Raw genomic sequence first — 11,806 nt, forward strand, 5'->3', positions numbered from 1 at the left:
GTTCCTCACCGCCCCGGGCCGCTCAGCGGCCGGGGCGCCGAGCGGTCCGGACGTGCCGGACGCTCGGCCGGAGCCCGGACCCGGCCGGGGCCGACCCGGCGGAGCACGGTCCCGATCCCGCGCGTGCGGGTCCGTCCGGAGGTACCGGCGTCCATCCAGGACCGCACCTGTTCGGCCGTGTCCGGGGCCACCGCGCCGATCAGCGCGTAGGCGTCGCGGCGCAGGGCCGGGCGCAGCCCGCGCAGGGCCGGGGCCAGGACCTGGTCCAGGAGGGTGCCCCGCTCCGCCTCCCAGGCGGGGCTTCCGCCGCGCGACCACCACAGCCACGCGTGCGCGGCGCACATGCGGTGGTCGCCGCGCAGGACGGGCGGGAGTTCGGCGCGTGCCCGACGGGTGTAGGCCGCCGCCAGTTCCGGGGTGGCCCGCGCCGCGAACTCCGCGAACTCCAGGGCGAAGACGCGGTCGTCGGCCGCGAAACCGTCGGGATCCACGACCCGCTCCACCACCGCGCGGGCGGCGTCCTCGCCCAGCGGGCCGCGCCCGGCCCGGCTCAGGAGCAGCTCCATGTGGCGGCGGACCACCCGGTCCGTGCCCGCTCCCCTGCCCACGTCGCGCAGCCGTCCGGTGAGCGCCACGAGTTCCACGACCGGCCGGTGCCGGGACGGGAAGAGGTCCAGATAGTGGTCCATGAGCAGGTCGGCGAGGGCCGTGACGCGATGATGCGGCCGCCGCGCCGCGACCACGAGGGCCGAGGCGGCCCCGGCCACGTCGGGGTGGGGGCGCGCCAGCAGCATGCGGGCCGCGCGGCCGGTGTCGGGTCCGCTCCCGGCCCACACCATGCGCAGGGCCAGCCGAACGGAGGCACCGTCCGGATCGCCTCCGGAGGCCAGCGTGTCTGTGACCAGGGCGAACTCGGCGAGGTCGGTGTCCGTGGAGCGCGCGTCCCGGCGGGCGGCGACGAGCCGCTGGACGGCCCGCAGGGCGCGCAGCGGCAGTGGTGGCGGATCCAGGAGCCAGGCGGGCGCGTCCCGGGCGACCAGGTCCAGGACGGGCCCGGGTTCGTCGCGCGCGAGGGTGTCCAGCGCACGCAGGACGACGGCGCGCGAACGGGCCTGCCCGGGTTCGCCGAGGAGTGCCCCGACCTCCGCGCGGCCCGGGCCGCCGTCGAGCAGCGGCGGCACCAGGAGCCGGGCCGCGTGCTCCTCCTGGAGGTGGGGCTGGACCAGCGCCTCGCTCAACCGGAACAGGTCGAGCAGGACGTGGACGGGCGTGCCGTCACGGGCGAGCGCCTCCTGGAGCGCGCGCCGGGCGGGCCGGAGCACACGGTCGTCACCCGCCGACCCGAGCCGGGTACGGGCCCAGCGCAGCACCTCACGCAGGTCGGCGTGGTCCGGCTCGTCGACGAGCAGAGCGGGCAGGGCGCCCAGTGCCGCGGTGACCAGCGGGGCGGTGAGGGCGGAGTCGAACCGGCGCTCCAGCGCATCGGCGAGATCGCGGGCCGGCTCCGGGCGCAGCGGGCCCTCGGCGGTCAGCGCGGCGAGCAGTACCGCCCACCACGAACGGGGGCGCGCGTCGACGCGGTCGCGGCACCAGGACACCGCGTCGGGGGCCACCACGGCCGGGAGCGCGATCCCCTCGGCCAGGGCGGCGCAGGCCAGGGCACCGCCCAGCTCCCGTACCCGTCGCGCCAGGGGTGCGCCGGGGTCCCGCGGTTCGGCGGAGGCGGTGGCGCGCACCAGGGCGCCGTGCCCGGCCTCCCACAGCGCCGCGGCCGCGACGGCCCAGGTGAGCGGTGTGGTGACGGAATCCGCGCCCGTGGGCGGATGCACCCGGTACCGGTCGCCGGTCGCGGTGTCGGCGAGTGGAGCGCAGTCCCCGGTGACGCCGATGACGTGGTGCGGGGACAGGTCGGGCCGCCGGGTGTAGGTGGTGAAGGTGAGCCGTTCGGCCAGGTCGGCGGGCAGGCTGTGGCAGGCCAGGGCGATCCAGTGGGCGACCTCGGCACTGGAGCCGACCAGGACGACCTGGTGGTCGGCGTCGCCGTCCTCGTCCAGCGCCTGGAGGACGTCGGTGAGGACAGCCGCGGCCCGGCCCCGGTGGCGGCGGGCGAAGGCCGTGAGGCGGTCCGGCGACAGCGGGTCCGGCCCGTGCGGGAGGTCGCCTGGAGGGGTGGCGCGAGGCCGACCGACCGCCCGCGCGGTGGGTTCGGCGTCGGTCAGCGGTGTCAGGTCGGCGCCGACACCGGTGCCGGGGTCCGTGCCGGTGTCGATGTCGGAATCAGTGCCGGTGTCGGGGCCGGAATCGGTGCCGGTGTCGTCCGGGCCCGTCCGCCAGAGAGGGGAGCCCCAGGTGTCGATGGGCAGGGCCGTGGACGTCGGCGTCCCGTGCAGCACGAGGGCGTGCGCGTAGTAGTTGCCGTACCGGCCGGTGTGGTCGCGGCCGACGTAGACGGTGTGGCTGAGGACCGTGGTGTCGTGGGTGAGCCTGGTGTGGCTGAAGGCGACGGGGAAGTCCGCGAGGTCGGACGGGTCGGGCCGTACGGGCAGGGCGGGCGGGGGTTCGTAGGCCAGGATCCGCTCGATCCGGCGCAGGAGCGCGGGCCGCAGTCCCGGGGACACGTGGACGAACTGGAATCCGGGGTCGCCCGTCGGCCCGGACTCCACCGAGGTGTAGTGCGCTTCCGCTGTGCTCATCGGCCGTCCTTCGGGGGAAACGTGCGGTCGACATCAGGAGTGGGCGGGCGTTTCACGGCACGCGGACGTCGCGGAGGAATCGTTCGCCACCGTTCTTCGTGGGGCGGGAGGTGGAGGAGGGAAACGGGGGAACGCGCGAAAGGCGCGGGCGTGCCGGGGCCGGACCACCGGGAAGGACCTGGTCATGCCCGGGATCGCCCCGTCCGACCAGGGGGACGACATTGTCCGCGAAGGTGCATTCAGCGGAGAATTCTACCAACGGAATCCGAAGTTCTCCAGAGATGTGGATATTCCATGAGGCGATACCCACACGCCACAATTCAGACGAAAAGGAAAGAGCTTCGCCTTGACCACTGAGGCCCCGCCGGTGACCGGCGCGGCGACGAAGCGTGATCCGTCCGCGAGGGTGGACTCGCCCAGGCGGGCGGCACGGGACGGGACGGGACGGGTGGGTCGTTCGGTCCACCTGCCCGCGAGGGTGGAGTCGTCCGGGCGGGCGGCACGGGACGGCTTTCAGGAACCCCTCCCCAGGGGCGGCGGGCGGGCCCCGAGCGGCCCCGCCCTGCTCCGGGCGCTCCCCCGGATTCCCCGGCCGCGGGCACGGGCCCGGCGTTGTCCACAGGGCGGCCACGGCGCCTGGAATTCCTGACATCCTTAGTCCTCAAGGGAACCGAGCGTCTCGATGGGAACCGGATACGCATGGGCGAGGTCAACCGTGAACGGCGGCGCGCCAGGCTGAGGACGACAGGCGACCGGCAGCGCCGCCGGGACGGCCAGCGCGGGCCCGCCGCGCCCACCTCCCAGGGCTCCGTGCCTCCGCCCCTGCCCGAGGAACACGCGCGCCAGCTGGTCGCGCTCGCCGTGGACGCGCTGCGCCGGGGCGGTGAGGCCCAGCTGGACGCCACCCTGGCCGAACTCGCCGAACCGGGGGTACCTGGCTGGGGGCGGGCTGTCGACCGCGCCCTGCTCTCCGGACTGGAACGCCAGGTGACGCGGTGCTGGCAGAACGGGTGGCAGCCCAACGAACTGGTGCGCGTGCTCACCCGCGAACTCGACCGCACCGCCGGAGCCCTGGCCACGGACATGGTCGCCGCCGAGAACCGCCGCTACCCCGCCGCCCGGATCGCGCCCGAGTGGTCACGCCAACTGCGCGACCTGGGAGCACGGCCGTGGTGGGGCGCCGACACCGACCACACGCGACGGTTCGCCGAGCGCCACGGCCTGGACCGGCTCCACACCGTCCGCCTGGCCGTACGGGTGACCGCCGTGCTGCGCTCCCTGCCCGGCCTGCAGGTGCTGTGCCCGCTGCCCGGGCAGGCCAGCTCGACGGCGCCCGAGGACGGGATCGATCCGGCCAAACTCGCCCGCATCCGCCACCTCCTGGCCAAGGCCGAGGCCACCGAGTTCCCCGAGGAGGCCGAAGCGCTCACCAGCCGGGCCCAGGAACTGATGGCCCGGCACAGCATCGACCACGCGGCCGTGGTCGCCGAGTCCGGGGACACCGGCGAGGTCCAGGGGCGCCGGCTGCCCGTGGACGCGCCCTACGAGTCGTACAAGGCCGCCCTGCTCAACGTCATCGCCCAGGCCAACCGCTGCCGGGCGGTGTGGCACCGACAGCTCGCCCTGTGCACGGTTCTGGGCTACCCCGGCGACGTCGACGCCGTGGAACTGCTGTTCACGTCGCTGCTCGTGCAGGCCACCACCGCGATGCGCCTGGCCGGTTCCACCCGCGACCGCCACGGGCGCTCCACCACCAGATCCTTCCGGGCGTCGTTCCTGTCGGCCTTCGCCGACCGGATCGGTGAACGGCTGATGCTGGCCTCGCACACCGGTGAGCGGGAGGCGGTGCGCGAGCACGCCCAGGCCGGAACCGACCTCGTACCGGTCCTGGCGCGCCGCTCCGAGCGCGTGGAGGAGGCCTTCCACGCCACCTTCCCCGAGGTGGAGCAGACCGAGCTGAGCGTTCCCACCAACGCCCAGGGCTGGGAGGCCGGGTGGGCCGCCGCGGACGCGGCGACCCTGCACGCCCGGGAGCGCGTCACCAGCTGACCCCGCGGTGCCGACAGCGCGGGGGCGTACTCCACACCGCGCGACGGGCACCGCCGCGCCCGTCGCGCCGACCACCGCCAGTGGTACGCGCACGCGCACAGCGGGATCGGGAGCGCGCCCTGGCACGCCCGCCTCGCCGGCCGCCCGCGCACCGCAGGGCGCCGGGGACGGCGTCGAGCGCCTCGACGCACGCGGTTCTCGCCCGCAGGCAGCCGGGAGCGGGCGGGGCGTGCGGGTCGTCCGCCACCACGGTGAGGGTGAGTGCGAGAGCCAGCGAGATGGCCAGCGCGTAGTGGACGGCGAGGATCGCGAGTCGGTCCGGCATGCCTCCACCCTGGCAACCGTCACGTTCGGTCGTGAGGTGATCACCCCAGGCGCCATGTCCGGTTCAGGCCACGGCCGGAGCGCATGATCACCACCGAACGGGGGAACCCGGTCGCGCCCCGCGTCCGAGCCGTCCGGTGACCGCACGAGAGCGCCTGCCTGCCAGGGCTTCCGGGTTGCGCACGACGTCCGATCACCGGAACACTACGGTCGACACTCCCTCAGCTCTGGAAGGCGGCTCCGTGACGGACGCTCCGCTCATCGACAGCACCGTTCCCCACTCCGCACGCGTACTCAACTACTGGCTGGGCGGCAAGGACCACTACCCCGTGGACCGCGGCCTGGGCGAGCAGATCAAGGAGAGCTCTCCGGAGATCGTCCGCCTCGCCCGCGCCGACCGCGACTTCCTGGTCCGTACCGTCACCTACCTGGCCAAGGAGGCGGGCATCCGCCAGTTCCTGGACATCGGGACGGGCCTGCCCACGGCCAACAACACCCACGAGGTCGCCCAGCGCATCGCACCCGAGTCCAAGGTCGTCTACGCCGACAACGACCCCCTCGTGCTGACGCACGCCCGCGCGCTGCTGACCAGCTCCCCGGAGGGCAGCACGCACTACCTCGACGCCGACCTGGTCGAGGCCGAGGCGCTCCTGGCCCAGGCGCGCGAGCACCTGGACTTCTCCCAGCCGATCGGGATGACCATCATGGGCACGCTGGGCCACTTCCCCGCCGACGACGCGACCTACGCGATCGCGCGCACGTACGTGGACGCACTGCCCTCCGGCAGCTACCTGGCCCTGTGCGACAGCACCGACACCAGCCCCCAGATCGTCGAGGCGGCCCGGCAGTGGAACGCCGAGGCCTCCGCGCCCATCCACCTGCGCACGGTCGCCGAGCTGGAGCGCTTCTTCGACGGGATGGAACTGCTGGAGCCGGGTGTGGTCTCCGTACCGTTCTGGCGCCCGGAGACCACCGACCTGGGCCGCCCCGTCGAGGTCGCCCAGTACGGCGGCGTGGCGCGCAAGCCCTGAGCACTCACGGGCCCCGCGACGCGGGGCCCGGGTGCACGGCCGCGCGATGGGCGTAGCGCGGGCTCGTGGAGGCGCGGCTCTCGGTGCGGGGGACGCCTCGGGGGTAGGGCCCCTCGCCCTGACGCTCTCGGCCCCCTACGGCCCGGCGGCTCCCGGGGTGCTCTCGGGGCCGGTCAGGGAGGCCAGTTCCAGTGCCAGTTCCTGGGCCTCCACCAGCTCACTCGTGACGTCCGCGGAGGTCCGCGGCCGGTCGGCGGGGCCCGTGGGCGGCTCGGTGGTGACGCCGCGGACGACCAGCACGACGGTGGCCCCGGCGAAGAGCACGATGATCGCGCGCACCGGTCCCGCCCCCATCATGGTGACGTACGCGACCGCCGCGAGGCTGAGATAGGTCAGGCGCACGGGCCTGCCGACGTGCACGCCCGCGTCCTCGGGCGCGGGCCGGTCCCGGGCGTCCGCCACGTCGCCGCGCCGATCTCCCAGGGCCACACGCAGGCGGTCCGCGTCCTCCCGGCCGCCCACGAACCCTGTGACCCCACGGACCCCGATGGCCTCGTCGGCTTCACGGCCTCCTCTGATCCGCTCCCCGAGTCCGGTCCGACTGACACCGCACCCACCGATCGTCTGGCCCGTCGATCCTCGGGCGCCGGGCGCCGGACACGCGACGGCTCGGGTCGCCCGCGTCGGGCGGCCCGAGCCGTCTCTCGTCGGTGTCCGGGTGTCAGGTCCGCACGGGGTCGGACGGATAGGCGACCTCGACCCTGTCCCGGGTCCCCCACCGGGCGATACGGCCACAGGTGCACATGGCGTACAGGTAGAGCGGCCGCAGGAGCAGGAGGCGCCAGATCGTGGCGACCGGCGCGCAGAGGAACAGCAGCAGCCTCTGGACCACCGTCTCGTCCGAGCGGACGACCATGAAGATCCGCAGCGAGATGAGGTAGCTGACGGCCGTGCCGATGACGAGCGCGGCGAGGGCGATGTCCCCCAGGTGGGTCCGCAGGTCCGGATGCAGGACGATCAGCAGCGGAACGGCGTAGCCCAGGAACAGGTGCAGGTACTCGGCCACCGTCCCCCAGAACACCACGCCGCGGACCGGCATGTACCGCAGCCACCACAGGTGGCGCACCGTCGTGCCGCGCATCCAGCGCAGCTGCTGTCCGAAGTAGTGCCGCGCGGTCTCGGGGACGAGGGTGAAGACCAGGGCCGAGGGCTGGTGCACCGTGTCCGCCTCCAGCAGTCCGTAGAACGTCAGCATGGAGTCGTCGTTCATCTGCATCGGACGGCCGAGGAAGGTCTCGTTCTCGTACACACCCGCGCGGTCGCGCACCAGGCGGGCCCGGTAGAAGGCCAGCGTGCCCGAGTTGATCGTCACCCTGCGCAGTACCGACTGGGCACTGCGCAGACCGCGGGTGAACGGCAGGTACAGCAGGCCGGTCATGCGGGTCAGCAGGTTGGCGTTCCGGTTGAGCACCAGCACGTGGCCCGCGACGGAGGCGACCTTGGGGTCGGCGAAGGGCGCGAGCCCCTCCCGGACGGCGTCGCGGTCCATGACCGAGTCGCTGTCCAGGGTGACGAAGACGTCGGCGTCGTCGTCGGCAAGGACGTGCATCTGCGCGTACCGCTTGCCCCGGTTGGGCGTGCGGTCCCAGGTCGCCGCCACACCCGCCTTCGCCGCGTCGGCCAGGAACCGGTCGCGGATGTCGGCGTAGTCCTGCGCGGCGCCCGTGTCCGGGTCGACGGAGCCGTCGTCCACCACCCTGACCCGGTCCACCTTCCGGCTCTGTTCGAGCACGGAGCGCAGGCACATCGCCAGGACCCGCGGATCCTCGTTGTAGACCGGGATCTGCACGGTGACGAACAACCGGTCGAGCGCGTCGCGCTGTGCGGCGGTGGCCCGGAAGGGGCGCTCGAACCAGGCCAGTGGGACCCACCACAGCAGGACGAAACAGGCGAGCCACACCAGCCCCAGGTTCACGTTGGCGCTGACACCGTGGCGGGCCATCACCACCACGTGCAGGACGCCCCACGCGACGAAGCCGACCAGGGACACGGCCGCCAGCGCGGCGACCACCCCGGGGCGTACGCAGCGCGCCCGGGGGAGGGCACCGTCGTCGGAACCGATCACTGGGTCGGGCCCAGGTCGGCACGGAACGTGCACCTGATCAGGACCGCACCGACGACGGTCAGCAGCAGTCCGACGGCGATCAGCCAGAGGTGGCCGGTGGCGATCCCGGTCGCCGCCAGCGTGGTCCCTGAGCCGGTCGCGGATCCGTAAGGCACATGCACTCCCTTGTCCAATGACTACTCGCACATGAACCATGACACCCGGTCATCGCTGGGGTACCGACCGCCACGAGAAAGGTCAGGCCAAAACTCCTCCAGTGAACGGTCAATACCCCCGCGAGCCGCCGGGGCGGTGGCTCCGGGCCGGAACACGGCGGGCCGCGACGCGAAAGGACCGGAGGCGACGCGACGGCCGGGAGCGGCGCATCCGCTCCCGGCCGGGCCCAGCGCGCCGGAGCCCCGGCGCGGCACCGTCAGGGCGTGACGATCGCGAAGTCGGGGCGCGGCTCGTCCAGGACCGACATCAGCCGACCGAGTGCCCCGGTGTCCCCGATGTGCTCGACACCGTCCAGCTCCCCCGTCGTGAGGACCCGGATCAGCTCCTCCTTGGTCACGCTCAACTCCAGGTCCGCCGCCTCGCCCTCGGGGTCGGGGTAGTGGATGAGCACGCCGTTGGAGAGCATGGCCCGGTAGCGTTCGCCGCTGTCGGTCATGCGCAGGTCCAGGGACAGCCGTTCCTTCCAGGCACGGGGCCCGTCGACGCGGATGCCCACCGAGTCCAGGACCTGGGTGACGTCGAGGGCCGAGACCAGGCTGTCGGCCAGCGCGATGGCGGTCGGCGGCACACCGTCGCGCAGCTCCTTGGCCCCCACCAGGAAGAAGTTCCGCCAGATGGCGTTCTCGGCCCCGTACCCGAGCCGGGTGAGGACGTCCGCCAGCAGCTCCTTGGTGTCGTCCCGGTCCGGTGCGGCGAAGACCGCGTGCGAGGCGAGCTCCGCGGCGAAGCGCAGGTCGTCCTCGTCGGCGAAGGCCCGGGCCCGGTCCAGCAGGGCGTCCACGCCGCCCATGGCGCGGGCGTAGCGCTCTCCCTGGGCCCGCGGGGGGTGCTGCCACAGGTGGGCGGGGTTTCCGTCGAACCACCCCATGTACCGCTGGTAGACGGCCTTGATGTTGTGCGAGATCGAGCCGTAGTAGCCGCGGGCGCTCCAGGCCTCCTCCAGCCCCGGCGGAATCGCCAGCTCCTCCGCGATCTCGATGCCCGTCGACCCCTTGTTCATCATCCGCAGGGTCTGGTCGTGCAGGTAGGCGTAGATGTCGCGCTGCTCGGCGAGGAAGCCGCGGATGCCCTCGGTGCCCCAGATCGGCCAGTGGTGCGACGCGAAGACGACGTCGGAGTCGTCCGCGAACAGCTGGAGGGTCTCGTTCAGGTACCGCGACCACATCCGGGCGTCCCGGACCTGGGCGCCGCGCAGGGTGAGCAGGTTGTGCAGGGTGTGGCAGGCGTTCTCCGCGGTGCACAGGGCCCGCTGCTCCGGCAGGTGGAAGTTCATCTCCGCCGGCGCCTCGGTTCCCGGGGTCATCTGGAAGACGAACCGCACGCCGTCGAGCACCTCCTCCTGGCCCGTGCGCGTGATCTCCAGGGTCGGGGGGATCAGGCCGACCTGCCCCTGGGAGGTCCCGACGCCGAGTCCCATCCCGACCCGCCCCTCCGGTCCCGGTTCGAGTCCGAAGGCCGCGAAGTACATGCCGCGCCGGATCATCGCCGTCCCCGCGTACACGTTCTCCGACACCGCGTGTTCCATGAAGTGCTCGGGGGCGACCACCGGTACCCGGCCCGACTCGACGTGGGCCGGGTCGACCACGCCGAGCACACCGCCGAAGTGGTCGAGGTGGGGGTGGGTGTAGACCACGGCGGTGACCGGCCGGTCCGAACGGTGTTCGCGGTACAGGGCCAGGGCCCGCGCCGCGACCTCCTCGGAGACCAGGGGGTCCACGACGACGACGCCCTCGCGGCCCTCGATCATGGTCATGTTGGACAGGTCCATGCCGCGCACCTGGTAGACGCCCTCGGTGACCTCGTACAGGCCGCTCATGGCGGTGAGCCGGCCCTGGCGCCACAGGTGGGGGTGCACGGTGTCGGGGACGCGTTCGCCCTCCTCCTCGAAGAAGGAGAAGGGGCGCAGGTCCCAGACCGACCGGCCGCGTGCGTCGGTGACGTGCAGGGGGGCGGGGGCGATGAGTCCGCGCCGGGAGTCGTCGAAGTCGGCCGTGTCGGCCAGCGACGGGCCCCGCGTCTCCGTGCCGGCGTCCCCCGACGCCGTCGGGCGGGGGACCCCTCCGGTCGCGCGGCCGGTCCCGGTGCCGGTGCCATGTGCCATGAGCGCCTCCTGCGGTGTGTCGTCGTCCAGGGGCGCCTCGCAACGGCCCCGGGCGTCCCGCAGCGGCACCTACCCGGCACGCGCGTGGGCTAGGGCCAAGGGACGGTCAACGTCCTCTTGGTCCGGCACGGCTCAGCGCCTTTCCCGGCTGCCGCCGTCCCCGCTCGGGCCGACACGGCCGCGGGCGGTCACTTCCGCTTCGCGGCCTTGCGCTTCCTGCGTTCCGAGGGGCGCAGGAGGAGTCCGATGAGCAGGCCGACGACCGCGGTGCTGCTCAGCGCGGCCCACTGCGGGGCCTCCAGGGAGAAGAACAGGACCTGGATCTCGGTCACGTCCCTGTTCTGCGCCACGAAGAAGACCGCGATGATCACCAGGATCAGCGCGACCCAGATCCGCGGTGGGACGGACGTCGCGGAAAAGCGCTTCTCGGAGACGGGGGACCCGCTGATCGGGCCCTCCGCGGGTGTCGAAGCCGCCATGGAATCATCCCCTGTTCGACGTGACGTGGGCGTGGAGCACCCGGAACACTCGTTCACGGGCGTGTACGGCATTCCCCACGTCCGATATCGCCGAAGACAAGGGGCGGCCAATTCCTGCCCTGTATCCGACCGGCCTCCGACGGGTCTTGGCACCGCCCGGCGCACTCGGTCCGACCGTCCCCCTGGTCACGGTGGCGGCCGAGGAGTCCTCCAGGATCCACAGGCGCTCGCCGACCCGGGGGCTGTCCGGTCCGCAGGCGTCTGCGGACGGGCGGGCACGCGTCAGGTCGGTCCCCCGCCCCCGGGTCGGGTCGGAGCCGGGGGAGCGAAGAGGGATAGAGGGTGGCCGGTCGCCCGACGTCGGAGCGTGCGACCGGCCGGGGCCGCGCTGTCGCGGAGCGTGCGTGCGGGCTACAGGGCCTCGTCGTCGACCTGGATGTTCCACTGGACGCTGGTCCCGTTGACTGAGGTCGCCGTGATGGTCACGCCGTAGTTCATCCCGCCGCTCACCATGTTGCAGCGGATCTCGGCGCCCACCTCCGCCGGAAGGTCCTGGGTGCAGGTGAACTCGTCCGGTGCCTGGCCTGCCTCCGCCAGCATCTCGCTCGAGCGTTCGGCGACCAGTTCGGCGTCGACGTCGCCGGGGCCGCCGATGCTGAAGGAGCAACCGGTGGACAGGAGCAGGGGCAGCGCGCCCAGAACGGCTCCGGTGACGAGGGTGTGACGTTTGACCTGCTGCCGCATCGCGGCCTCCTCTGTTTCGGGGGACATGCCACATGAACCGACGG

The 11,806-nt window shown here is 73.3% G+C and carries 10 protein-coding genes; 2 read left to right on the forward strand and 8 right to left on the reverse strand.

Annotation, left to right across the window (positions count from 1 at the left end):
• Positions 1-5 precede the first annotated feature (5 nt).
• Entirely contained in the window at positions 6-2,693 is a 2,688-nt protein-coding gene (locus ADL05_RS24810) for a GTPase-associated protein 1-related protein (RefSeq protein ID WP_053619425.1), read from the reverse strand.
• Between the two features lie 699 nt (positions 2,694-3,392).
• Between ADL05_RS24810 and ADL05_RS24815 the strand changes: the two genes are divergently transcribed.
• A complete protein-coding gene (locus ADL05_RS24815; protein WP_053619426.1) occupies positions 3,393-4,742 on the forward strand; it encodes a DUF2786 domain-containing protein in 1,350 nt (449 codons plus the stop codon).
• On the opposite strand, the gene ADL05_RS30795 is transcribed toward ADL05_RS24815, so the two are convergent.
• The gene (locus ADL05_RS30795; protein ID WP_156366023.1) at positions 4,732-5,067 is read right to left on the reverse strand and encodes a hypothetical protein; all 336 of its coding nucleotides are present in this window, start codon (positions 5,065-5,067) and stop codon (positions 4,732-4,734) included. The two genes, ADL05_RS24815 and ADL05_RS30795, sit on opposite strands and share 11 nt — an antisense overlap.
• 241 nt (positions 5,068-5,308) lie before the next feature.
• Here ADL05_RS30795 and ADL05_RS24820 point away from each other — a divergent pair, with 241 nt between their 5' ends.
• Positions 5,309-6,097 carry an SAM-dependent methyltransferase gene (locus ADL05_RS24820; RefSeq protein WP_053619427.1) on the forward strand — a complete coding sequence of 263 codons (789 nt, stop codon included), beginning with the start codon at positions 5,309-5,311 and terminating at the stop codon, positions 6,095-6,097.
• Between the two features lie 135 nt (positions 6,098-6,232).
• Here the strand turns inward: ADL05_RS24820 and ADL05_RS24825 are convergent, their stop codons facing one another.
• The 6 genes from ADL05_RS24825 to ADL05_RS24845 all read right to left on the reverse strand — a co-directional run bounded on the left by ADL05_RS24825 (position 6,233) and on the right by ADL05_RS24845 (position 11,789).
• Complete coding sequence (locus ADL05_RS24825) at positions 6,233-6,586, reverse strand: hypothetical protein (RefSeq protein ID WP_197285923.1); 354 nt, start codon at positions 6,584-6,586, stop codon at positions 6,233-6,235.
• A 232-nt stretch (positions 6,587-6,818) separates the two neighbouring features.
• Positions 6,819-8,222, reverse strand: coding sequence for a glycosyltransferase (locus ADL05_RS24830; RefSeq protein ID WP_231640899.1), 1,404 nt, complete (start codon positions 8,220-8,222; stop codon positions 6,819-6,821).
• Positions 8,219-8,377, reverse strand: coding sequence for an LPXTG cell wall anchor domain-containing protein (locus tag ADL05_RS30800; RefSeq protein WP_156366024.1), 159 nt, complete (start codon positions 8,375-8,377; stop codon positions 8,219-8,221). Before ADL05_RS30800 ends, ADL05_RS24830 begins: the two co-directional genes overlap by 4 nt.
• Before the next feature lie 257 nt (positions 8,378-8,634).
• Positions 8,635-10,539, reverse strand: coding sequence for an alkyl/aryl-sulfatase (locus ADL05_RS24835; protein WP_053619429.1), 1,905 nt, complete (start codon positions 10,537-10,539; stop codon positions 8,635-8,637).
• Positions 10,540-10,727: 188 nt separating this feature from the next.
• A complete protein-coding gene (locus tag ADL05_RS24840; RefSeq protein ID WP_082376883.1) occupies positions 10,728-11,018 on the reverse strand; it encodes a hypothetical protein in 291 nt (96 codons plus the stop codon).
• Between the two features lie 411 nt (positions 11,019-11,429).
• Positions 11,430-11,789, reverse strand: a complete 360-nt coding sequence (locus ADL05_RS24845; RefSeq protein ID WP_231640900.1) for a DUF4333 domain-containing protein — start codon at positions 11,787-11,789, stop codon at positions 11,430-11,432.
• Positions 11,790-11,806 lie beyond the last annotated feature (17 nt).

The organism is Nocardiopsis sp. NRRL B-16309, from assembly GCF_001279585.1.
Taxonomy (GTDB): domain Bacteria; phylum Actinomycetota; class Actinomycetes; order Streptosporangiales; family Streptosporangiaceae; genus Nocardiopsis.